The sequence below is a fragment of the bacterium genome (genome assembly GCA_023150945.1).
Classification (GTDB): Bacteria; Zhuqueibacterota; Zhuqueibacteria; order Zhuqueibacterales; family Zhuqueibacteraceae; genus Coneutiohabitans.
Window position 1 is genome coordinate 1 of the sequence record JAKLJX010000022.1, and the last position, 25,509, is coordinate 25,509.

Here is a 25,509-nt window from a genome sequence, read left to right on the forward strand (position 1 = left end):
AACGCCGGGCCTTTCACCGACAGTTTCGCGATCATCACGGGTCCGCCGCTGCCGGCGGGCGGGCCGTTGGTGCTGGAGAGCGTGATTGTTGATGATTCCCAGCCAAGCGCGGCGGCAAGCGTCCGCGGCACCAAAGCCGCCCGAAACACTGCCGAAATCCACCCGTGGCATGCCAGAATTACCCAAAGTCAGAAAACCGTTGCCGACAGCGAGGGGCTGCGCGAAGGCGCGAGGCAGATTCGTTTCAACCTCCAGATCAACAACTCGATCGCCGCGCAAGACTCGGGCAGCGGCTTGCGACCGTCCGGCAATGGCGACGGCATCCTCAACGGCGGCGAAATTGTCGATCTTTATCCGATCATCCGCAATGACGGGAACGAGGCCTTTGCCATCGGCACCTCACTGCAAAGCAACAGCCCGCACGCTGTCATCCTGGACGGCTACTCGTGGATCAATCAGATTTCGGCGGGCGAGACCGTGACTTTGCAGGATCCCTGGACGATCGGTCTGAAGCTGGACACGCGTGAGAATCTTGTGCTGGAATTCACCGTGTCGATTTGGCAACTGGTGGGAGAAACTTTCAGCGGGGCGTTCGCGCAAACCGCCGGCCCGCCGCTGCCACAGCCGCCACCCGCATTGCCGGGCGTTCTTTACGGGTCCGGCGGCCAACTGGAGAACGGGCGTTTATTTTCGATTGACCCCATAACCGGCGCGGGCACGGCCATCGGGCGGACCGGTTTCTACTATGTGCACGGCCTCGCGGCAAATGCCAGCGGCGAGATCTTTGCCTCGGGCAATGGCTGGGTCCTGTCGCGCATCCATCCGGCTACCGGCGCGGCGCTCTTCGCCGGGCGGTTCTTCGATGAAGCCAACGGACAATATTTGTACAGCGTCGGTGCGCTGGCTTTCGATGCCAATGATATTCTCTATGCGATTGACGCCAGCACCGGTTCACCCAACCTTTACCGTGTCGATCCCATGTCGGGAGCTGCCACGCTCATTGGATCCACCGGCGTGCCCAGCCTGATGGGCTTATCCTTCCACCCGATCAACAACGTTCTGTATGCCGCGCAGGGAAGAGACGCGGAGGGGATCTACACCATAGATCTCAACACTGCGAGCGCCACCCTGGTTGGGACTACGGGGTTGCAGAGTTCCATGCCGGATATCGCGTTTGGCGCCACCGGAACGCTTTTCGGCGTGACCGGCAGGCAGGGGCCCAACGCACGCCGATTGATCACCATTGACCCGCTGACGGCGCAGGGAAGCGTGGTTGGGCCGTTGGGCCTGCAGTCGGTTGCGGGGTTGACCTTTGCGAAGCCTCCCAAGCACGCGTGTGTAACCTATGACTTCCCCTTGGCCGGCGGTGGTTGGTATCTGGTTTCCCTGCCCATCGTGCCGTCCGATGCTTCACGGGAAGCGTTGTTTCCCCAATCTGTCGCAGCTTTCAAATGGGATTTCGCCAGCTCCTCATACCTCGCTACTGAGGAATTGCAGCCGGAACAGGCCTATTGGCTGCTCATGCTCGAAGCGGCAACGGTGGAAGTCTGCGGGGAGGCGATCTACCGGTATTCGCGGAACTACACGGCAGCGGGTTGGGATCTCCTGGGCGCGGTCATGAATCCCAGCGCGGTGACTGCGCAGCCTGCGGACGGCATCATCGCACTCTACGGCTGGGATCCGGCAGCCCAGAACTACCTTCCGGTCGATCCTCACATCGTCGAGCCCCGCCAGGGTTATTGGGCGTTTGTGTACAACGTCCCGTGCAGTGTGACCGTTGGCGGTGCCTTGGCAAGTGGCGAGGCAAAGGGCAAGGGGCAAGGGGCAAACGTGCGTGCTGGGGCGGAACTGGAAGCCTTCTATGCGAAATACGGCACGATGCCTCCTCCGCCGCCTTATGAACTGGCGGGCAACACATTCGCGCCGATTCCGGAGCAGTACGGCTTGTCGCAAGACTATCCCAATCCGTTCAACCCCGAGACCACGATTGAATATCAAGTGCCGCAAGCTGGGCGCGTGAGCTTGAAAGTTTACAATCTGCTCGGCCACGAGATTCGAACGCTGGTGGATCAGGACATGCCGGCAGGCTATCATCGCGTGAAGTGGGATGGCCGAAGCGAGTCCGGCCAAAAGCTGGAATCCGGCGTTTATCTGTATCGCCTCCGGGCCGGGGAGTTCGCGGAAACGCGCAAGACCCTGTTATTGAAATAGTAACTGGTTGCTCGTTGCTGGTTGCTCGTACTCTTACTCTTACTCGTACTCGCTGTTTAAAATTTCCGAAAAGCGAGTAGGAGTAGGAGTAGGAGTAGGAGTAGGAGTGGAAGACTCCCCTGCCAGAATGACAATAAAAAAAGGTAGCATAAGCAACTTAACATTGTGAAATTAGCACCTCACACAAAAGCGGGTGGAGCATGCGGGAAAACTCACCCCCAAATCATGGCTGGCGAAGCTGGCTGCTTGCGGCTATCGCCTGGCTGGCGTGCGGCGACGTGCTTCTTGCTCAAAGTGCGTACGAGAATCAAGTCATCCTCGTCAAGCTGACGGCGACGGCCGCGGAGCAACTGAATCTCCGGAGCATCGAGGGCATTGTCACGACCGGCCTGGCCTCGTTGGACGCCCTCAACCGCGACCACCGCGCCATATCAATGCGGCGGGTTTTTCGCCCGGCGGGAAAACATGAAGCCACGCACCTTGCCAAAGGCTTGCAGCGTTTCTACAAGCTTCAGTTTGCTGTGGAGGCGGAGGTGCAGGCTTTGGCGCGCATCTATGCGGCCGACGCGAATGTGGAATTCGCTCAACCGAATTGGCGCTATCATCTGCTGCGCGCCCCTGATGCGCTGTGCCTGTCCGATGATCCGATCTTTCCCAGTCAGTGGAATCTGCACAACACCGGCCAAACCGGCGGCACGCCTGACGCGGATCTCGATGCTCCGGAGGCTTGGTGTCTCGAGACCGGAAATCCCGATGCCGTGGTCAGCGTTTTGGATACCGGCATAGATCTCGATCACCCGGAGCTGGCCGCCAATATGTGGAGCAATCCCGGCGAAGTGGCGGGCAACGGTCTCGATGATGACGCCAACGGCTTCATCGACGACGTGCACGGCTGGGATTTTTCCGACGATGACAACAATCCCGACGACTATGATAACCACGGCACCCATGGCGCCGGCATCATTGCCGCCCGTGCCCACAATGGCCTCGGCATTGCCGGCATTGCCGGCGGCTGGGGCAATGTTGCCGGCGTCAGTTTGATGGCATGCAAAATCTTTCCGAATGCGTTCGACGACGTGATTGCCGAGGCTTTCGTTTATGCCGCTGACAATGGCAGCCGCCTCTCCAACAATGCCTGGGGCGGTGGCAATTGCCCTGCGCCTGTCATCGAAGGCGCCATCGACTATTTTCTCAGCGTGAGCGATGGTGTTGCCCTGTTTGGCGCCGGCGCTTCCAACTCAAGCAATCCCTGCCTTGGTTATCCGGCGTCCTATCCGCCGGTGGTTGCAGTGGCAGCACTCGATCATCACGACCGCAAAACCTCCTTCTCCAATTATGGAAATTGGATCGACGTCTCGGCGCCGGGCGTGAATATTTGGAGTACAACCATCGGCGGGTATGCTTCATACAATGGGACTTCGCCGGCTTGTGCGCATGCCACGGGCGTCGCGGCCTTGTTGCTTTCCAGCCATCCTGATTGGACCGGCGCGCAATTGCGCGCGCAGTTGGAGTCGAGCGCGGACAATGTTGACGCCGCGAATCCGGGCTTTGTGGGACTTTTGGGAAGCGGCCGGGTGAATGCATTCGAGGCCCTGAATGGCGCAGTTACGCCGCCGCTTTGCGTCACATACGAGTTTTCGATTGCAGCCGGCGCGTGGTATTTGATCTCTCTGCCGGTGATTCCGGACAGCAGTGCCGTGAACCTGCTGTTTCCGGGCGCAAGCGCGGCATTCGAGTGGAGTCAGGCAACACAGAGCTACGCACAAGTCACAACGCTCGCGTCGGAAAAAGCCTACTGGCTGTTGATGCCGCAAGCCGCAACCGTGGAAATCTGTGGCCAGCCGCTGCATTCATACGCGCGCAATTACATCTCTCCGGGCTGGGATTTGACCGGGTCGGTATTGGAGAGCAGTCCGCTGGTGGATCATCCCGAGGGCAGCCTCATCGCCATGTTCAGGTGGAATGCAGAAATGCAAAATTACATGCCGGTCAGTCCCTTTGCAGTCGAGCCGAAGCAGGGGTATTGGATTTTGATGTTGGAGACCCCGAGCACAGTCACCGTTGGCAGTGGCTTGGCAAGGGGCAAGGGGCAAAAGTGAGTGCAGGCGTAGAGTCGAAGGCTTTCTATGAGAACTATGGGGCGCTGCCGCCTCCGCCGCCGTTTTCAGTAGCCAGTGACCAGTTAACAGTCAACAGACCGGCCGGCTATGGCCTGTCGCAAAACTACCCCAACCCCTTCAACCCCGAAACCGTGATTGAATATCAATTGCCTCAGCCAGCAATAGTGAGCCTGAAAATCGACAACCTGCTCGGCCGTGAAGTGCGCACGCTGATCGATCGGGAAATGCCGGCGGGTTATCACAAAGTGAAGTGGGATGGGAGGGATGCTGCCGGACGGAAGCTGGATTCCGGGGTTTATTTTTGTCGAATTCGGGCTGGAAGCTTCGCGCAAACGCGCAAGACTCTTTTTGTTGAAATAGTGGCTGGTTGCCCCTGCTCTTCCTTCTACTCCTACTCCTACTCCTACTCTTACTCTTACTCCTACTCTTACTCTTACTCTTGCTCGCAGCTTAAATTTTCGAAAAGCGAGTAGGAGTAAGAGTAAGAGTAGGAGTAAGAGTAGGAGTATGAGTAAGAGTAGGAGCAGGAGTAGGAGTACGATTTTGTTCTGACAACCAAACGCTGCGGATCAAATCCTTCACGGTCAAGATGAAAACGCGAAATGCTCTTGCACTGTTCACGGCTGCCCTCTTATGGCACAGCGGCGCACCGAACAGCGCCCCGGCGCAGTCCTGGCAGATCCCGATTCACGTTCAGATCGAGACGTACCACTATGATTTGTATTTCGGGGTTCACCCCAACGCCGCGGAGACGTTCAACGCCGGCATCGACACGATCGCGCCGCCGCCGGCCTTCACGCCTTACGCTGCCTTCGTCATTTCCACGCTGCCGGGAACCTTGCGCGCGGACTTTCGCGGCCCGGGCAACGCCATCGTTTGGCATTTGCAGATTTTCAATGCCGTGGGCAAAATCACCAAAATTTCGTGGGACAGCCGTGAATTCCCGCGGCCCGGCGGGATCACGCTGAATGACTCGCTGGACATGCTGACGCAGGATTCGACCTTGATTTTGAGCGCCGGCATGTTGGCAATCGAATACACCCAGCCCACGGTTGCGGTGGCCTCGCCTGCGGGGAATGCCCTTCCCGAGGCGTTGGCGATCGACAACTATCCCAATCCATTTGCGGCGGTAACGCGCTTCGAGATTCGCGGCTTGGCGGCGCAACCGTTCGTGCTGCGCATCTTCAACGTGCTCGGCCAGGAAATCCGCCGTTTTGCGGCCTCGGCTTACGAGCCTTCGCCGACCGCAATCTTGTGGGACGGTGCGGATACGCGCGGCCTGCCGGTGGCCAATGGCGTCTATTTTTACCGCCTCGAGCTGCCGGGCGCCGTGTTCGTGAAGAGAATTCATCGGCTGCGGTAGCGCCTCTTTTTTGAGAAAGGGAACTCATGCTCCTCCTGATTCTTGCCGTGCTCTTCACGCTCGCGCCGGCTTCCGCCGAGGCGCAGGCCAGAAAACTCGTGCGGGTTCATCTCGCCGACCGGAGCCAGGCCGAAGAGCTGCTCTCGTATGATCTCGATTTCGCCTCCCACGCCATTCAACGCCATGCCGACGTGGTTGTCACCGCGGCCGAGGAGCGCCTCCTGCAGAAAAAGGGCTTCAAGCTGCAATCCTTGATCGACGATCTCGCTAGCGCTTTTGCCGAGCGCTTTGGCAGCACGCCAGACATGGGCGCTTATCACACCTATCAAGAGATGTACGACGAGATGCTCGCCACCTCCCAAAACTATCCCAACATCACCAAGCTCATGAGCCTCGGCTCCAGCATCGAAGGCCGGCAGATTTGGGCGATGAAAGTCTCCGACAATCCTGCTCTCGAAGAAGACGAAGAACCGGCTTTGCTCTACATGGCCAACATGCACGCGCGCGAGGTGGTCACGCCCGAGATCATTCTTTTCTTCCTCAAACACCTCACGCAAAACTACGGCGTCGACGCACAGATCACGGACTTCGTGGACCATCGCGAGTTTTGGCTGATTCCCACGCAAAATCCCGACGGCCACGTTCACGTCGAAAACGTCGACGCCTGGTGGCGCAAGAACCGCCGCAACAACGGCAACGGCTCCTTCGGCGTGGATCAGAATCGCAATTTTGGCTACATGTGGGGCTTCGACAACGTCGGCTCCAGCCCCAATCCCTTCAGCGAAACCTATCGTGGCACCGGGCCATTTTCCGAGCCGGAGACCCAGGCCATTCGCGCACTCTGCCAGCAGCAAAATTTTGTGCTCGCGCTATCATTTCACAGCTACGGGAATCTGTGGCTTTTCCCCTGGGGCTATGTTCCGCAAAACACCTCACATCATGAAATCTTTGTGGAATTGGCCAGTCACTGCGTTGCTTTCAACGGCTATACGCCCGGCAATCCCGCCAGCGGCACGATCTACCTCACCAATGGCGACACTGATGATTATTTCTACGGCGAGACCAGCGAGAAGAACCGCGTTTTCAGTTTTACGCCGGAAGTGGGCGAGGAATTTTGGCCGCCGGAAAGCCAGATTCCGATTCTCACACAAGAGAATCTCGGGCCCATGCTCTATCTCGCGGAAGTCGCGCCCATCGTTGCGGACAATCCCTGGCGCCTGCTCCGGCCCGCCGCGCCGGTGATCGCTCCCTTCACCGGCATCGAAGACGGCGAATACGCCGTGAGCTGGACCATCGCCGCCGACCCCAATAATCCGGCGGTGGTGTTTCAATTGGATGAGTTGAGCGGCTATTCCACGCTCACCGACAATGCGGAAAGCGGGCCGGCCAATTTCACGCCCGCTGGCTTCAACGTATCCACGGCACGTTATCACAGCAACTCACACAGCTTTTATTCCGGTATGGGCGATGGCAAGAATGTGAACATGACGACCGCGGTGCCGTTGCTTGTGCCGGCCGGCGGCATGCTTACGTTTTGGGCGTGGTACAGCATCGAGCTGCACTGGGATTATGCCTATGTCGAGGTTTCCACCGACGGCATGACGTTTCAATCCATTCCCGGAAACATTACCACCAACAGCAATCCCAACGGCATGAATCTCGGCAACGGCATCACCGGCTCTTCCGGCGGGTGGATTCAGGGGATTTTCAATTTGAACGCGTTTGCCGGCCAGAACATTTACGTGCGCTTCCGCTACGTGACCGACAGTGCCGTGATGCAAGAAGGCTTTTATGTCGACGATATTACGCCGGTGCCGCGCTTTGCGAGCATCGCCACGCTGGCGGATGACATTGCGGGGAATGCTTACGAGATCAGCGGCCAGCAATCCGGCGTTTACTTTTATCGCGTGCGCGCGCAAGACGCCGAACAACAGTGGGGAGGATGGAGCGCATTGGAAGATGTAACGGTGGAGGAACAAGTTCCCGTTGATTTTCTCGCGTGCCTGGAGGGCGGGCAGGAAACGCCGCCGGTGATAACCAACGCGGCCGGCGGCGGCATGTTTACTTTGAATGCCGCGCAAAATGCGCTCACGTTCACTATTCGCGTTTCCAATTTGAGCGGGCCGATCTCCGCGGCGCACTTTCATAATGCGGCTGCTGGCGTTGCCGGCCCGGTCGTTCGCAATATTACTTTCGTTGGCGAAGAGGCGAGCGGCTCGTGGCTCAGCACTGACGCTCAGCCTTTGACGCCGGCGCTGGTCGCGGAATTGCTGGCCGGAAGGATTTACGTCAACGTTCACACCGCCGCGAACCCCGCGGGCGAAATCCGCGGCCAGCTCATCAGCGGCATTCCGATCGATCTTTTCGCGGCTCTGAACGGCAGCCAAGAGGTTCCGCCGGTGCAGACTCCGGCGACCGGCGCGGGCGTTTTCACCCTCAGCGGCGACGGCGACAGCTTGACGTTCGATGTTACGGTGAGTGATTTGAGCAGCGCGATCACCGCCGCGCATTTTCACAACGCTGCTGCCGGCGTGAACGGCCCGGTGGTGCGCAACATTACTTTTGTCGGGAATCACGCGACCGGCGTGTGGGCTGAGACTGACCCGCAAGCGTTGACTCCGGCGTTGGTGGCAGAGCTTTTAGCCGGCAGAATTTATGCAAATGTTCATACCACCGTCAATCCAGGCGGTGAAATTCGAGGGCAGCTTGGCAAGGAGCCGCCGCCGGTTTGCGTGACTTATGATTTCCCGATTGCCACCGGCGCGTGGTATTTGATTTCCCTGCCGGTGATTCCGGCCGATGGCTCGCTCAGCGCGTTATTCCCCGGCGCGGCGGCGGCATTTGAGTGGGATTACGCGAGCCAAAACTATGTGTCCGTGACTCAACTCGAGCCGGAGAAAGGGTATTGGCTGTTGATGGCGCAAGCCGCGACAGTTGAAGTGTGTGGCGAGGCGTTGAATTCCTACGCCAAAAGCTATTCGCAACCCGGCTGGGACATGATCGGCTCGGTGATGACGGCAAGCCCGGTGCTGGATAATCCTGAGGGAGCTTTGCTCTCGATGTTTCGCTGGGATGCGCTGGCGCAAAACTATATTCCCGTCGATCCGCCGAGCATTGCGCCTGAGCAGGGCTGCTGGATTTTGATGTGGCAAGCGCCGAGCGCGATTACTGTCGGCAGTGGCATGGCAAGTGACGAGGGGCAAGGGGCAAAAATGAGTGCAGGGGAAGAGCAGAAGGCTATCTATACGAAATACGGCGCGCTGCCGCCGCCTCCGCCGTTTGCAGTGACCCGTGATCGGTTGGCAGTTATGCGGCCGGCAGAATTTGGTCTGTCGCAGAACTATCCGAATCCGTTCAATCCCGAGACCATGATTGAATTTCAACTGCCGCAAGCCGGCCGCGTGAGCTTGAAGATTTACAGTCTGCTCGGCCATGAGATTCAAACTTTAATCGAAGAAGAAATGCCCGCAGGTTTTCATCGGGTGAAGTGGGATGGGAGCGATGGCGCCGGGCAAAAACTGAATTCCGGCGTTTATCTGTATCGCCTGCGCGCGGGTGAATTCTTGCAGACGCGCAAGCTCGTTTTGCTGCAATGAGCCTGGTTGTTCATGCTCTTACTCCTACTCCTACTCCTACTCCTACTCCTACTCCTACTCCTACTCTCACTCTTGCCCGCTCTTTTGACGGGCTTGAAACAGCAAGCAGGAGAGGGGGTAGGAGCTAAAGCTGACGCCAAACACGGCAAATCGGGATGAGTTCGGTTTAGTGGATTTGAGCTTTCAGCCATGGCCATGAATCTGTGGTCGATCCTACAAAAGCCATGTTTTCGCAGAATCGCATGAAAAGAGCCGTATCGACGGGACCTCGGCGAGCGGTGTTGGTGTTCGGCCTGTTTGGAGCAATTCTGTACGCTCCGCCCAGCCAGCCGGCCGCGGTCGAACCGGTGCTGCGCACGTTTCGCCATCCGGACGGAAAGGAATTCATCGGCTGGGTGTTGGGCGACGAATTCGTGGTTTTCTATGAAACGGCTGAAGGTTTCAGCATCGCGCAGAATGCCGCCGGCTTTTGGTGCTATGCCCGCCTCGGCGCCGACGGCCGGCTCGAGGCATCTGAATACCTCGTTGGCGAGGCGATCCCCGATGCCGTGATTGCTGAAAAACACCGGCGACACGCGCCGCACGTCATGCAAGATTTGCAGCAAAGGAGGGAGGCGCATTATGAGAATCTCCGGCTGCTCGCGCCCGGGCCGGCCAAACCGGTGGGCGACCTGCGGTTGGCCAAGCGCGCAGTGAATCACTACCGGCTGGCGGTGTTGCTGGTGGAATTTCCCGACACGCCGGCCTCTTATGCGCCCGCTGATTTCGAGCAGATGTTGTTTTCCGAAGGCTACACTTATGTTTCGCCGGCGCCCGGCGAGCCGGCTTTCGGCAGCCTGCGGGATTACTACCTGGCCATGTCGAACGGCATGCTCAGCGTCACCGGTCAGGCCTTCAACTGGGTTCAAGCCGACAGCAACAAGAGCTACTACGAAAGGCACGGCAACTTGCGCTTCGAGGCCATCAACAAGAGCGGCGTGAGCCTGGCAGATTTCGACGGCTATGTGGTCATCTATGCCGGCACGGTTGGTCCGTCGGGCAGCAATCTTTGGCCGCAGGCCTTCAGCACGGGCGGCAAGCTTCATTACGTTATGTCCGAGAAATGGCTCTCGCGGTATGAGTTTGCGCCCATCGGGGTGCACTGCCATGAATTCGGCCATCTGCTCGGCCTGCCGGATTTGTATGACACCGATTTCAGCTCGCCGGGCGCGGGCCGGTGGTGCACGATGAGCACGGGAAATTACGGCAGTGGTTTTCATGAGCGGCCGCATCATCTCTGCGCCTGGGCCAAAATCACGCTCGGCTGGCTGGTACCGCAAACCTTTTATGAGGGCACGGCCGGGCCGGCCGTGCTGCCGCCCGTGGCAACGGCGCGCGGTGCCGCCAAGCTCATTTCAATGGCTTCGTACTTTTTGTTGGAGAATCGCCAGCAGCTCGATTACGACCTCAACCTGCCGGGCGATGGATTGCTGATTTGGCACGTGGACGAACGCTACGGCAGTCAGAGCATCGACAGCCACCGGCTGGTTGATCTCGAAGAGGCTGACCGCACTGAAACCGGCGGTGATGGCGGTGATCCTTTTCCTGGCACGAGCCAAAACTCCACCTTTGGTGCGGCAACCCTGCCGGCCAGCACGGATTACGACGGGCACAGCTATGTCAACGTGTCGAACATCAGGGTGCAGGGGCAGGATATTTACTGCGAGCTGTCGGTCAATCTGGGGCCGGGTGCCGGCATTACCCTCAATCAAAAGGGCAATTTCCCCACCATTTTCACGGCCATGGAAGCGGCGTTTCCTCATGGCGAAGTTTACCTCCCGCGCGGGCTTTATTATGAAAGCGATCTGCGTCTGAAAGAGGGCGTGCGGGTGCGCGGCGAGCAAGCCGCGGCGACGATCATTGATGGCCAAGGCCGGCGGCTGATCGAGATGCGCAATATCAGCAGCGGGGAAATCCGCGACTTGTCAATGGTGAATGGCAGCACCGGCATTTTTGTGCTTCGTTCGCAGGTTGATATCAGCTACACCGTGATCGCCGGCATGTCGGTCGACGGCATTGTTGCGTTTGAGACGGCAGCGCATCTGCGCAACAACACAATCATCAACGTCGCGGCTGCCGGACTTTCCTGCCTGGCTGGCGCAACGGCGCAGGTTCGCAACAACATTTTCGCCCACAACACCACCGGCATTGCCAAGCTGGAATCGGCACAGCCGGAGTTATTCTACAATGATGTTTGGAACAATGCCATCAACTATCAGGGACTGGCTGCGGGCGGCAGCGATCTCTCCCGGGACCCACTTTTCATCAATCCGTTCTTCGGAGATTTTCGGCTGCGCGCGGAATCCCCCTGCATCAATGCCGGCGATCCGGACTCTGCCTTCACCGATCCCGACGGCACCCGCAGCGACATCGGTGCGCTGCCGTTTGCCTTCACGCCGCCACCGGCGCCGGGAGAATTCCGGGTCAACTGCGGCGGTGAAACTTATCGCGCGCCGGATTCCAGCGTTTGGCTGCATGATCAGCCTTACCTTCCCGGCGGTGCCGGGTTCGTGGGCGGCGTTGCCGATTCCACCAACGACCCCATCGCGCACACCGAGATGGCGGAGCTTTACCAGACCGTGCGGCGCGGTTTGAGCGCTTATCGCCTCGACGTGCCCAACGGCCGTTATCGCGTGCGCCTGCATTTCGCCGAGATTGAATTCGAAGCCCCGCACCAGCGCCGCTTCGACGTCGCGATTGAGAATCAACTCTTCCTGCAAGATCTTGACATCTACGCGCTGGTTGGCCATGACTTTGCCCTTGTCGAAGAAACGCTGGCACCGGTGGAAGACGGCCAGCTCAACATTTCCTTCACGCCGCGCCGGGAGGAGCCGGTGCTTGCCGGCCTCGAAGTGCAGCCGATCAATCCCCTCTTTATTGACATTGCCGCTTTTGCCAAAGCTGCAGACCCGGGCGCCGGTGTTGGGGCGGCGCTGGGAGATTATGACGGCGATGGCAGCCTCGACATCTTCGTTGCCAATGCGCAGAAGACGAGCACCCTGCTGCAGAACAACGGCCTGGCTACGTTCATCAATCAAACCCAGGCAGCCGGGCTGCAAGCGGCAGAATCCGCGGAAGCCGGCGTGTGGGGAGATTATGACAATGACGGCCGGCTGGACTTGTACGTCGTGCGGAGCGAAAAGCCCGGCCTGCTTTATCACAATCTCGGTACCGGCAGATTCGCTGACGGGGCAGCCACCGCCGGCGTCACGAATGAGCGCGCGGGCCGCAGCGCCGTGTGGAGTGATTTCGACCGCGATGGTCATCTTGATCTGTTTGTCGCCAATGCCGGCGTGAGCCGCTTGTATCGCAACATCGGCAACGGCTCGTTTGAAGACCTGGCGCCTGCGGCGGGCGTGGGCGATCCGCTCAGCAGCACGGGTGCGCTTGGCGGCGATTTCAACCATGACGGCTTTCCGGATCTGCTGGTCACGCAACTCGACCACACCTTTTCTTCGCCCAATATGCTGTATCTCAACAATCAGGATTTCACCTTCACGGCGGCGACGCTGGGGCAGAACGGCCTGGGCGCCACCGCCGGCGATTATGACAACGACGGCGATCTCGACATTTTCATGATCAGCATGCTGAACCCACTGGGTGCCGGCGAACACTTGCTGTTGCGCAACGAGGGCAACGGCCATTTCACCGACGTGGCAGACTCCGCGGGCCTGCGTGCCGAGCTGCCAGGGCAAAGCGCGGCCTGGGGTGATTTTGACAATGACGGCTGGCTGGACCTGCATCTCGCCGGCCCGAGCCAGTCTCGCCAAATCATGCGCAACCTTGGCAACGGCAAGTTCTCCGATTTCTCGCAGGCAGCGGGTGTGCCGGCGCTGCCGTTTGCCAGGGCCAATGTCAGCGGCGACCTCGATCATGATGGTGACGCGGAGATCTACGTCGTTAATCAAAACCAGCCCAATGGGCTTTATCAGAATCTTTGCCGCGGAAATAACTGGCTCGTGATCAAGCTGGAGGGCCGCCGCAGCAACCGCGCCGCCATCGGCAGCCGCGTGCGCCTGCGGGCGGGAGAGCTTGCGCTTTGGCGCGAAGTGTTAGGCGGGTCGGGATTTCGCAGCCAGGAAAGTCTGGCGCTGGAGGTTGGTTTGGGCAACCACGAGCAGGTGGATACGCTGGCGGTCTTCTGGGCGAGCGGGCTGGTCGAGAGTTTCACTGCTGTCCGGGGCGTCAATCGGTATTTGACGATTGTGGAGGGTGTGACCGTGCAGGCGGACACGCACACTGATCACACGGCTCTGCCCGCCCGCTTTTCTCTCAGCCAGAATTTCCCCAACCCGATTTGGGGCGGGCCACACGCCGGTGCCACAACGATTCAGTACACTTTGGCGCGGCCGGGGCGCGTTGAACTGAAGATCTTCAATTTGCTCGGGCAGGAAGTGCGCGTGTTGGCGCACGGGCTGCAATCAGCAGGGCGGCATACGGCAAGCTGGGATGGAAGGGATGCAGCGGGAATTCCGGTCAATTCCGGCATATACTTTTATCAACTCGACACGGATCAATCTAGAAGCCGCAAAAAGATGTTGGTTTTGATGCGATCGCAATAGCAATAGCCTCCCGCTAACGAAACGGGAAATGTAAACCAGCAGTGTGATCGCGCGGTGCGTGGGATAAGATACGGAACCGGCTTCTGACTCAGCCCCAAGTCGGGCCGCGGTGTACTGGATGCTGCAGCATTGCAGCCCGCCGCGGTGCCGGGCAAAGCACCAACTGCGGGGAGGCCACCGATGAATTGCAGGAATTTGCTGGTCTATCGCGTCATCAACCACAGGCGGACCGAAGCGTGGGAGCCGTTGGCCAAGCAATACTGTCTGCATGCTGCCAATGATTTGCGCCGCGCGGTCGCACTACTGCGGCAGGTTCCGATCGCCTGCATCATTACCGAAGTGCCGCAGACGCGGGCCGTGCCGGTGGACGAGTTGCGCTACTTGCGCTTGAATTTTCAGACCATTCCGCTCGCGGTGTGCGGCCTTTCCGATAGTCCCGATTTGATCGGTGAGGAAATTGATGGGCAAGGCTCGGTGCTGCGGGTGATCCCGCCAGCCGCCGGTCGGCCGCTGACCGAGGAGATTTCCAGCCTGGTGGAAGATCACTCCTACTCGGTCGATTTCAGCGTCTTTGGCATCGCCCCCAAACCGTACCCGGCGCGCATCAAGCACGCGCTGGAGATGATCCGCAGAGAATTCCTGCACAAAGAGCTGACGGTTGCACAAATCGCCACCCGGCTGAATGTGCATCGCTGCCATTTAGATCGTGAGTTCTTGCGCTATTGTCGCATTCCACCCAAGCAGTTGATTCTCGGCCTTCGGTTGCTGATCGCGGTTTTCTTGATGAAGAACGAAGGCCTCAAGCTTTTTCACGTGGCGCAGTTGGCCGGCTTTCCGGATTATTTTGAATTTTGCAAGCTCTTTCGCAGGCACATGGGCATGCCACCCAGCCAGTTTCGCCAGGCGCATGTCTTTGAAGATTTCTCAATCCATTACCGCGCCTCATCTTCCCGGCGGGCAAATGCGTGAAACAAATGCACAACAATTGTCACATCAGCACATGGACGGAAACGCAAAAAATCGCTATTTCGCGCTGTAGTCGTTGGAACGGTTTTGTGTGAATTTTTGGGGGCGATCCCCTCCCTCTCTGTGGGCTGTGATCACTAACTTTAAGTCCGACCTGACCATCTCATTGTTTTGACCCCGGTTCTGCGGCACCAGGGCATGGATTTTTTTTTCCTAACAAGTTTGCCTCTGGGTTCCCAGTGGAGTTGCCGTGCGTGGAAGTACTGGTGCTGTGCTGGATTGAAACAAGAAACAGCGCCGGCGGTCGATCATTCTCATTGGCGCGCGGCGAACCGTTCGGTTGCGAAACTCTGCGTCGGGCATTGCCATTCCCGGCACGCAGAGCAGGCTGTTCTCTATCAATACCTATCTTGTGGAGGGTTCCGTCATGACGCGAAACGCACGAGCAGCCAGGATCAGTTGGTTCTGGGCGTCTTCCGGTCCGATGATCGTCGCAGCCATTTTGCTCTTTCTGCCCGCGGCCTCCCGACCCCAGACGCCGGTGCAGAATACCTTGTTGGTGAAGTTCACTGCCGCCGCCTTCGAGAAGTTGCAGTTCGAGCGCGTGGACGGCCAGATTCGCACCGGCCTGCCCTCGCTGGACGCCCTGGCACAAGAGTTTCAGCTTGCCGAGGCAGCACGACTCATCCGGGCCGCGGGCAAGAATGAAGCCCGGCATGCCCAATTTGGCCTGAATCGCTTCTTCCAATTCACCTTTGCGCGTGCAACCGAGGTGGAATCCCTGATTCAGCGCTTCCAGCACAATGAACATCTGGAATTTGTGCAAGCCAGCCGCCGCTACGAACTCCACGACGGCCGCAAGGCCGGGCGGCAAGTGACCTTCACCCCCAACGATCCTTCCTTTCCCAGCCAATGGCACTATCACAACACCGGCCAAACCGGCGGCCTGCCGGACGCGGATATCGACGCCCCGGAAGCTTGGGACATTGAAACCGGCGACCCCGGCGTGATCATTTCCGACCTTGATACCGGTCAGGATTGGGATCACCCTGATCTTGCCGCCAACATTTGGATCAATCCCGGTGAGATTGCCGGCAACGGCGTTGACGATGATCTCAATGGCTACATCGATGATGTCCGCGGCTGGGATTTCTCCAACAATGACAACAATCCCGATGATTATGACGGCCATGGCACGCACACGGCCGGCACCGTTGCGGCGGTCACCAATAACGGCATCGGCGTGGCCGGCGTCGCCTTCAACGCTCATGTGATGCCCTGCAAGATTTTTCCCAATGCCACCGATGCCGCGATTGCCGAGGCCTTCACCTACGCCGCGGACAATGGCGCGCGCATCTCCACCAACAGTTGGGGTTACACTCTGCCGGGGCCACCTTCACCGGTGATCGAAGCGGCGATCGACTACTTCCTGGCCACGACCAACGGGGTGGTGGTGTTTTCAGCCGGAAACAACAATTCTTCTGATCCCTCCTGGGGTTATCCCGGTTCCTATCCGCCGGTGATCGCGGTGGCAGCGACGGATCACAGCGATCACAAAGCTTCTTTTTCGAACTACGGCAGTTGGGTTGACGTTTCCGCGCCCGGTGTCAATGTGCTGAGCACGGTGATCGGCGGCTATGCTTCCTATAGCGGTACGTCGATGGCGTGTCCGCATGTCGCCGGTGTTGCGGCCCTGGTGTTTGCCGCCAATCCGGGATTCACTGGCGCGCAAGTGCGGGCGCAAATCGCTGGTGGAACGGATAACATCGATGCTTTGAATCCGGGCTTTGCCGGATTGCTGGGCACCGGCCGGCTCAATGCCTACAAAGCTTTGTCCGCAGGGCCTTTCCCCAATCCGCCGGCCAACCTGCAGGCCAGTGTCAACGGCAACACCGTTCAACTCAGTTGGGATGATCCCACCACCAACACGGACGGCAGTCCCATCAATCTTGTTCAGATCAGCATTTATCGGGACGGCGCTGAAATCGCGCAAGTCGCGCCGGGCCTGGAGACCTATACTGATGCGGGTGTGGTGGATGGGGCGCACACCTACTTCGCGACCGCGACCAATGCGCAGGGGGAAGAAAGCAGCCCGAGCAACACAGCGTCGGTTCTAGTCGGCGACATCGATGTGGTCATTTGGCTGCCCTCCGATGTGATTGATCCCAATCTTGCGGAAAAGGCGAAGGAACGCGGCCTGAGCGAGCGCGAAGTCCGCGGCATGGTGCACCAGCCGACGAGCCATCTCGCCTTGCAGGCGGCACTGGCGGCAAACGACAAAAGCTCGGCGGTGATTGCGGATATTACCACGGTTGACTTGACGCAATTTGAGGCCGTCTTTGCGGTGCTGGGCATTTACCCGAACAATCACGTGGTGCTTGCAAACAGCGCTGAAGCATTGGCTCTGGTCAATTACATCACCGGCGGAGGCAAGGTTTACCTCGAAGGCGGAGATGTCTGGTACTGGGATCCTAACTCCGCCGGCGGCCACGATTTCGGGCCACTCTTTGGCATCAGCGGCCTCAGTGATGGCAGCGGCGATCTGGCGACGGTCCAGGGCGCGGCGGGCACGTTTACTGACGGGTTGCACTTTCCCTATGCCGGCCAAAACAACTATATCGATCGTCTCGCACCCAACGCTCCGGCTTTTACCATTCATCTAAACTCCGCCCCGGCCTACGATTGCGGCGTGGCAAATAACGCTTCGAACTATCGAACCATCGGCACTTCCTATGAATTCGGCGGCCTGACCGACGGCGCCTCGACCAAAGAAGAATTGATGGCGGCATATCTTGGCTTCCTCGATTTGCCCGCCGGCCCCGTGGAGGCAGTCATCTGGATTCCGCAAGAGGTATTCGAGCCCAACCTGGCAGAAAAGGCGGCGCAACGCGGGTTTACGCTGCAGCAAGTGGAAACCTTGAAGGTGCGGATCACCAGCCACGAGGCCCTGGCGGCGGCTCTGGAGGACAATGGCAAGACCGTCAATATCGTCAACGAGTTGACCGCAGCAAGCCTTGCCGGCGCCCAGTATTTGTTCGTTGTGCTGGGCATCTATCCCAACAATCATGTCGTTCAGGACGGCGACCCGGAAGTGCTGATCATTCAGAACTTCATGGCTGCCGGCGGCAAAGTGTACATGGAAGGTGGTGACGTTTGGTATTATGATCCGCTGCAATTGAACGGCTTCAATTTTGGGCCGCTTTTTGGAATTACCGCCGTAGCCGATGGCGTCAACGATCTCAAAACGGTTTATGGCTCCTGCTTCGTCGAAGAACTCGATTTCGTCTATGAAGGCACCAACAATTTCATCGATCACATTGCTGCCGGCGCACAAGCTTGTTTGTTCCACAGCAACTTCGCTCCGATCTACGGCTGCGGTGTTGGGTATAATCCAGGAACCGGTTCTCGCACCATCGGCAATTCCTTTCAGTTTGGCGGGATGGCTGACAACTCCTTGAGCGCGGCAACGAAGACCCAGTTGATGCAGCACTATCTGCAGTTTTTCGAAACCGGCCCGGCCGAATGCAACGTCTCCATTATCTCGCCCAACGGTGGCGAGTCCTTGACCTTCGGTAGTGTCTTTGAAATTCAGTGGACCTCTGCCGCCACCAGCGGTTTGGTGGACCTCGAACTCTCGACCGACGGTGGCGCAAGTTATACGCTGATCGCCGGTGCTGAGCCGGATGACGGTTCCCATGACTGGACGGTGCCCAATGTCCTGTCCAGCAATTGCCTGGTGCGGATCAGCGATCATGCGGATCCCGGCTGTGTCGACGTCAGCGACAATCCTTTCTCCCTTGTTCCTTCCACGGAGTGGTTGGTGCCGATTTCGGTCCAGGCCGTGGCCAGCCAAGCCGGTGGTCTGCCAGAAATCAAAGCTTTTGGCCTCTCCTTTGGCGGACATCCCGCGGCCACAGACGGATTTGACGCCGGTTTGGATATTGTAGCTGCGCCGCCGGGATTCAACTATTATGCCTATTTCTCGATCGCGCCTCCGGTCAGCTTCCTGAGCCGCGACATTCGTGGCTGGCTGCCGCCGTTTAACACAGATATTGACTGGTTGCTGGTGATTACCAATGCCATTGGCATTACCAGTGACGTGAGCTGGGACAACACAGAGTTCCCGGCGCAAGGCACGTTCACGTTGAAAGGCCCGGGCGTGAACGTCAACATGCGCACGCAGAGCAGTGTGCAGGTGACCGGCAACGTGGTGTTGGTCATCGAATACCGTTCGGAAGCTTGCGTGACGTTCGATTTTCCGGTGAGCACCGGCGCCTGGTATTTGATCTCATTGCCGGTGGTTCCGGAGGATGGCTCGCTCGACACTTTGTTCCCGAATGCCGCCATTGCTTTTAGCTGGAATTACGCAGCCCAATCTTACACCCAGGTAACAACGCTCGAGCCGGAAAAAGCTTATTGGCTCTTGTTCCTGCAAGCCAGTTCTGCAGAAGTTTGCGGCCAGCCGTTGGAATCGTATACCCGCAATTATGCCTTGCAGGGCTGGGACTTGACCGGCGCCGTGTTGGAGACAAGCCCCTTGGTCGACAATCCGGACAACAGCGTGCTGGCGATGTTCGGATGGAACCCCGCGACCGGTCAATACTACAACGTCAGCCCCTTCGTTGCCGAACCACAGCAAGGATACTGGATTTTGGTGTACCAAGTGCCGAGCTCGATCACGGTGGGAGGCACTCTGCTCGGGGAGGCAGGCAAGCCGGCCGTGGCTGGAGCATCGGCGGGGGATCTGACGGCATTCTATCAGAGCCACGGGGTCATGCCGCCGCCGCCGCCCTTTGCGCTGGGCGAGAGTGAGCCGCCGCCGGCGCTGCCCAAGAGCTTCGACTTGTCGCAGAACTTTCCCAATCCCTTTAATCCGGAAACACAGATCGCTTATCAACTGCCCGCAGCGGGCCGGGTGGCTTTGAGAATCTACAACATGCTCGGCCAGCCGCTGCGCACGCTGGTCGAGGGGGAACTGGCGGCCGGTTATCATAAGGCCGTCTGGAACGGCAAAGATGATGCGGGCCAGCCGTTGCCGAGCGGTGTCTATCTCTATCGCCTTGAAGTGAGCGCACCGGCCTCCGGCGCAGCCAAAACCTTTTCACAGACGCGAAAGATCGTGCTTTTGAAGTAGGCTCGTCCTGCGTTCGTTGCGATGATCAGGCCGTGCCCTCGGGGTCACGGGCAGAATCGTCAAGATACGGTGAGTTTGCGAAATACGCGTGCGCGCGGACTCCGCTCTTCTCGCATGAATCATGGTGGCATTTGAACAGGTGGCCGTGGTCGAGCCAAAATCGCCATCGTCCCAAACCAGCCAATCAAGGAGGGTGCCGTCATGTCAATGGATCGTGCCAAACGGGGCTTTGCCCGGCAGCTATCATTGGTTTTGCCGCTTATGGCCGGTATGTTTTTGAGCCTGAGCGCTGCCGGCGTGCTTGCCCAGGAGAAATTCCAGGCTGACGTCATTCTGGTGAAACTCACGCCGGCGGCGGCCAGCCAAATCAACATTCACCTGGAAAGCGGCATCGTCCTGACCGGCTTGCCTTCGCTGGACGCACTGAACCAGCAATACCGCGTCCGGGCTATGGAGCGCGTGCTGCGCCCCGGCGGCAAGTTCGAGGCGCGGCACGCACAGTCCGGCCTGACGCGCTATTACAAGCTGCGTTTTGATGCCGGCGCTGAAGTCGAGGACCTGGTGCGAGTCTATGCCGGCGACGGGAATCTCGATGCGGCACAGCCCAACTATCGCTATGAGCTCTTCGATCGCCGGGAGGCACGCCGCCAGGTGAATTTCACGCCCAATGACCCGCAGTACCCGAGCCAGTGGCATTACAACAACACCGGCCAAACCGGTGGCACGCCGGACGCGGATATCGATGCCCCCGAAGCTTGGGATACTGAAACCGGCGATCCGAGCGTAATCGTGTCCGATCTGGACACTGGCCAGGATCTCGACCATCCCGATCTTGCCGCCAACATTTGGGTGAATCCCGGCGAAATTCCGGGCAACAATGTCGATGACGATGCCAATGGCTATATCGATGATGTGAATGGCTGGGATTTTTCGAGCAACGACAACAACCCGGATGATTACGACGGCCACGGCACGCACACGGCCGGCACCGTGGCGGCGGTGACCAACAACGGCCTCGGCGTGGCCGGTGTGGCGTTTGACAGCAAGATCATGCCGTGCAAGATTTTCCCCAACGCCTTCGATGACGTTATCGCCAACGCCTTCACCTATGGCGCGGACAACGGCTCATTCGTTTCCACCAACAGTTGGGGCGGCGGTGCTCAGTCGAATCTGATCGAAGATGCCATTGACTATTTCCTCACCACCACCAACGGCGTCGTGGTGTTTGCCGCGGGCAACAGCAATTCCAGTGACCCGGCGATCGGCTATCCCGGTTCCTATCCACCGGTGATCGCAGTGGCGGCAACGGATCATAATGACGTCAAGGCTTCGTTCTCGAATTATGGCACCTGGGTCGATATTTCCGCGCCGGGTGTGAACGTCTTGAGCACGCTGATTGGCGGCTACGGCTATTTGAACGGCACGTCGATGGCCTGCCCGCACGTGGCAGGCGTGGCCGCGTTGGTGGCCGCGGCCAATCCCGGCTTGCCGGGCGCGCAGATCCGGACGCAATTGGAAAGCAGCGCGGACAACATCGATGCGACTAATCCCGGCTTCGTGGGCCTGCTCGGCAGCGGCCGCGTGAATGCCAACCGCGCGTTGAGCGGCGGGCCATTCCCCAATCCGCCCACCAATCTGCAAGCTGCGGTTTCGGGCAACGACGCGCAACTCACTTGGGTGGATCCCACCACGAACCTCGATGGCAGCCCGATCAACCTCGCCCATGTCAATGTCTATCGCGACGGAACGGAGATCGCGGAAGTTGCCGGTGGGGTGCAGTCCTACAGCGATCTGGGTTTGCCCGACGGTTTCCACAGCTATTTCGTCACGGCCACCAATATCGAGGGTGAAGAAAGCGGGCCCAGCAACCTGGTGAGCGTGCTGGTGGGCAGCTTTGACGTGTTGATTTGGAAACATCCCGAGGTGAATGAACCGAACCTCGCGCGCAAGGCAAGCGAGCGCAACTTGACCGAAGCCGAGGTGCGGGCCCTGGTGTCGGAACCCACCAGCCACCTGGAACTGGCTGCGGCCCTGGCCGCAGTGGGCAAAAGCTCGCTGATTGTGTCGGACATTGCCTCGCTCGATCTTTCCCAGTTTGAAGCGGTCTTCGCCGTGCTGGGGGCATTCCCCAACAACCATGTCATTCCCAATAACAGCCCGGAAGCGCTGGCGATTGAGAACTATGTGCTCAACGGCGGAAAGATGTACATGGAAGGGAATGACATGTGGTACTACGACCCGCAGTTCGCCGGTGGACATGACTTCGGGCCTTTGTTCGGCATTACGGGCCTGGCTGATGGTGGTGGCAATTTCAGTACGATCTTGGGCGCCAATTTTCTCGCCGGCTACAATTTCAATTATTCCTGTCAGACCTCATTCAATGATGTCATTGCGCCACTGGCCGGCGCGGCCGTTGTTCATTCGAACCAAAGCCCGGCCTTTAATTGCGGCATCGCGTTTGATCCGGGCGCCTATCAAACCATCGGAGTTTCGCATCAGTTCGGCTGCCTGGCAGACGGCAACTCAACCAAAGCGCAGTTGCTGGCAGCCTACTTGGAGCATTGGGGAATACTCGAAGGTGTGTTTGCCGATTTTGTGGGCGCTCCCACCAACGGTTTTGCGCCGTTGACCGTGACCTTTTCCGATCAATCCATCGGCAACATTACCTCGTGGGAATGGAGCTTCGAGGGTGGCACACCGGCGACCGCCAGCGGTGCCGGATTGCATACCGTGGTCTACAACAGCCCCGGTACTTTTGACGTGAGTTTGACCGTGAGCGGCCCGGAAGGCAGCAACACTAAAACCAGGACCGATTACATCTCGGTATTGATTGCGCCCGACATTACGGTCACCCCGACAAGCTTCGACGTGGTGCTCGATCCCGGCGGCACGGTCACGCATACTTTGACCATTGGCAACGTTGGCGGCTCGGATCTTACCTTCAGTATCAGCGAAGCCGAAGGCACGGCCGCGGCGTTGAGCAAGGCCATTCAAATCAAGCCGCGGTGGGCAGGACGGCCACAAGACCGGCAACCGCCAGCCGTGAGTTCTGATTCGGTAAAGCCGCATGCCGCGGCAGGCGCCGGTTACGCCGATGGCCATGATCCCTTGCGCGGGGCATATCCGCCTCCGGAAGGAAATCCCCATCCCCAAGCTACCGGCGTATTATTGCTGCACATGGGCGGTGATCCCTCCGAAATTCAGGGCGCGTTAAGCGCTTACCCGGATTTGTCGCCGGTGAATACTTGGGATCTGGGCGCGAGCGGTGTTCCGGCCTTGGGAGACCTGCTTGCCTATGACGCCGTCATTCTGATGAACAACAACGCGTTTCCGGATCCGGTTGGCTTGGGCAATGTTTTGGCGGATTACGTTGATGCCGGCGGTGGCGTCACCACCACCCTGGCCTCGTTTGCCAACGGCTTTCAATTGGCCGGCCGGTTCATGGACGAGGGGTATTCACCCTTTGATATTGGCGTGGGACCGGTGGGCGGTTCGAATCTGGGATCGTTTGATCCGAATCATCCGGTGATGCAGGGCGTTTCCACTATGTTCGGCGATCTGCTTGCGGATGTGCCCTTGGCATCGGGCGCCACTTCTGTAGCCATGTGGGCCAACGGCTTGCAATGCGTCGCCGTGAAAGGCACCGTCGTCGCTTTCAACATTTTTGTCGCCAGCCCGGGATCCTGGACCGGCGACGTGCCGCTGGTTTTGCACAACGCTGTGCGCTTCAGCAGCGGCGGGGCCTTGACCTGGCTGGATGAGCAGCCGAATGCCGGCACGATTCCCGCCGGCGGCAGCGTGGAGGTGAGCATCATCTTCGATGCCGCTGAGCTGGTGCCGGGCCACTACTATGCCCACTTGGAGATTTCGAGCAATGACCCGGACGAGCCGGTGGTGACGGTTTCGCCGATTCATTTACTGGTGGCCGCCGATGCGGTGATTTGGATTCCCAACGATGTGCTGGAGCCCAACCTCGCGCGCAAGGCGATGGAGCGCAGTTTGCCCCTGCAAATGGTCGAGCAAATGGCCTTTCAACCGACCAGCCATTTGGAGTTGCAGGCGGCGCTGGCAGCCAACGGCAAGAGCACTCACGTCGTCCACTCCCTCACCGCCGCTGATTTGGCCCATGCCGACTATCTCTTCGCGGTGCTCGGCGTCTTCCCCAACAATCACGTCGTGAGAGAGACGGATCCGGAGGCGGCCGTCCTTGAACAATTCCTCGCCGCGGGTGGCAAAGTCTATCTCGAAGGCGGTGATGTCTGGTATTATGACCCCCTGTTCCTGAGCGGCCACGATTTCGGGGAATCGTTTTTCATCGACGCGCTGGAAGACGGCACCAACGATTTGAAAACCGTGATCGGCTCCTGCGTAGCCGGCGGCATGGATTTCACCTACGAGGGCCAGAACAATTTCATGGATCATCTCACGCCCCGGAACCCAGCGTGCATGATTCACTCCAATGAAGGACCGGACTACGGCTGCGGCGTGGCCTATGATTCTCCCTCCGGATATCGCACCATCGGCAATGCCTTTCAATTCGGCGGCCTGGAGGATGCCAGCCTGACCGGCGCCACCAAAACCGCGCTCATGGCGGCTTATTTGAACTTCTTCGACACCGGGCTTGCCGGCGCCAGTGCCACCTTCGAGTTCCCGCTCGCGCAGGGCGGCTGGTATTTGATCTCTCTGCCGGTGGTTCCCGACGACAACCGCCTCGCTCATCTCTTCCCGACGGCGCTGGCCGCCTTCGGCTGGGATTATGCCAGCCAGAGCTACTCCGCCACCACCGAGTTGCAGCCGACCAAAGCGTATTGGCTTGCCTTGCCTGCGGCCGCGACCGTGACAGTGAGAGGGCAGCCCGTGCTCACCTACTCCGAGACTTACACCCAGCCCGGCTGGGACTTGATCGGGTCGGTGATGGAGATCTCCACCCTGCAGGCCGAGCCGCAGAGCAATGTCTTCGCCATGTTTGGGTATGATCCAATCAGCGCGACCTATCAGACCAGGCGCAGCCTCGCCCCGAACGAAGGTTATTGGATCGCGGTGTCGGCAAGTGAGAGCGAACCGCTTTACCTGACCGTTGGTGGTGTGTCGGGTGCCCCAACCTTGGCTGGACCTGCCGCGGTTTCCTGGCTGCGACGCTTCGGCGCGACACCGCCTGCGCCGCCGTTTCTCATTCAGACTGGTCGGCTTGGCGTCATACCCACGGAATACGCCTTGTTGCAGAATTTTCCGAATCCCTTCAATCCGGAGACGATGATCGAGTATCACCTGCCGGAGGCGGGCAAAGTGAGCCTGACGGTTTATTCAATTTTGGGCCGTGAAGTTCGCAAGCTGGTGGAAGCGGAGCAGCCCGCCGGTGTTCATCGCGTGCGGTGGGAGGGCACGGACAGCGCCGGCCGCAAGCTCGATTCCGGTGTCTATTTCTACCGGTTGGAAACGAAGGCGTTCTCACAAACGAGGAAGGTCATCCTCTTGAAATAGGCTCGCCCTGGGCGGGAAATCTTCATCGTTCCACTTA

The 25,509-nt window shown here is 59.0% G+C and carries 9 protein-coding genes; all 9 read left to right on the forward strand.

Translation table 11 applies throughout. From position 1 onward, the window contains the following. Window positions 1-2,211 (forward strand): T9SS type A sorting domain-containing protein (locus L6R21_22330; GenBank protein MCK6561945.1); only part of this gene is annotated, 2,211 nt, incomplete at its 5' end. Window positions 2,212-2,489: 278 nt separating this feature from the next. Continuing rightward, window positions 2,490-4,310 carry a S8 family serine peptidase gene (locus L6R21_22335; GenBank protein MCK6561946.1) on the forward strand — a complete coding sequence of 607 codons (1,821 nt, stop codon included), beginning with the start codon at window positions 2,490-2,492 and terminating at the stop codon, window positions 4,308-4,310. Beyond that, window positions 4,235-4,804: a T9SS type A sorting domain-containing protein gene (locus L6R21_22340; protein MCK6561947.1), complete on the forward strand. Its 570-nt coding sequence runs from the start codon at window positions 4,235-4,237 to the stop codon at window positions 4,802-4,804. The genes L6R21_22335 and L6R21_22340 overlap by 76 nt, the downstream gene beginning before the upstream one ends. Window positions 4,805-4,920: 116 nt before the next feature. After that, window positions 4,921-5,694 (forward strand): T9SS type A sorting domain-containing protein, encoded by a 774-nt coding sequence (locus L6R21_22345; GenBank protein ID MCK6561948.1) that lies wholly within the window; start codon window positions 4,921-4,923, stop codon window positions 5,692-5,694. A gap of 26 nt (window positions 5,695-5,720) precedes the next feature. Next, complete coding sequence (locus L6R21_22350) at window positions 5,721-9,290, forward strand: CHRD domain-containing protein (protein MCK6561949.1); 3,570 nt, start codon at window positions 5,721-5,723, stop codon at window positions 9,288-9,290. Between the two features lie 242 nt (window positions 9,291-9,532). Further along, entirely contained in the window at window positions 9,533-13,891 is a 4,359-nt protein-coding gene (locus L6R21_22355; protein ID MCK6561950.1) for an FG-GAP-like repeat-containing protein, read from the forward strand. 180 nt (window positions 13,892-14,071) lie between these two features. Then, window positions 14,072-14,860: an AraC family transcriptional regulator gene (locus L6R21_22360; GenBank protein MCK6561951.1), complete on the forward strand. Its 789-nt coding sequence runs from the start codon at window positions 14,072-14,074 to the stop codon at window positions 14,858-14,860. Window positions 14,861-15,284: 424 nt separating this feature from the next. Next, a complete protein-coding gene (locus L6R21_22365; protein ID MCK6561952.1) occupies window positions 15,285-19,991 on the forward strand; it encodes a S8 family serine peptidase in 4,707 nt (1,568 codons plus the stop codon). Window positions 19,992-20,192: 201 nt separating this feature from the next. Next, a complete protein-coding gene (locus L6R21_22370) occupies window positions 20,193-25,472 on the forward strand; it encodes a S8 family serine peptidase (protein MCK6561953.1) in 5,280 nt (1,759 codons plus the stop codon). Window positions 25,473-25,509 lie beyond the last annotated feature (37 nt).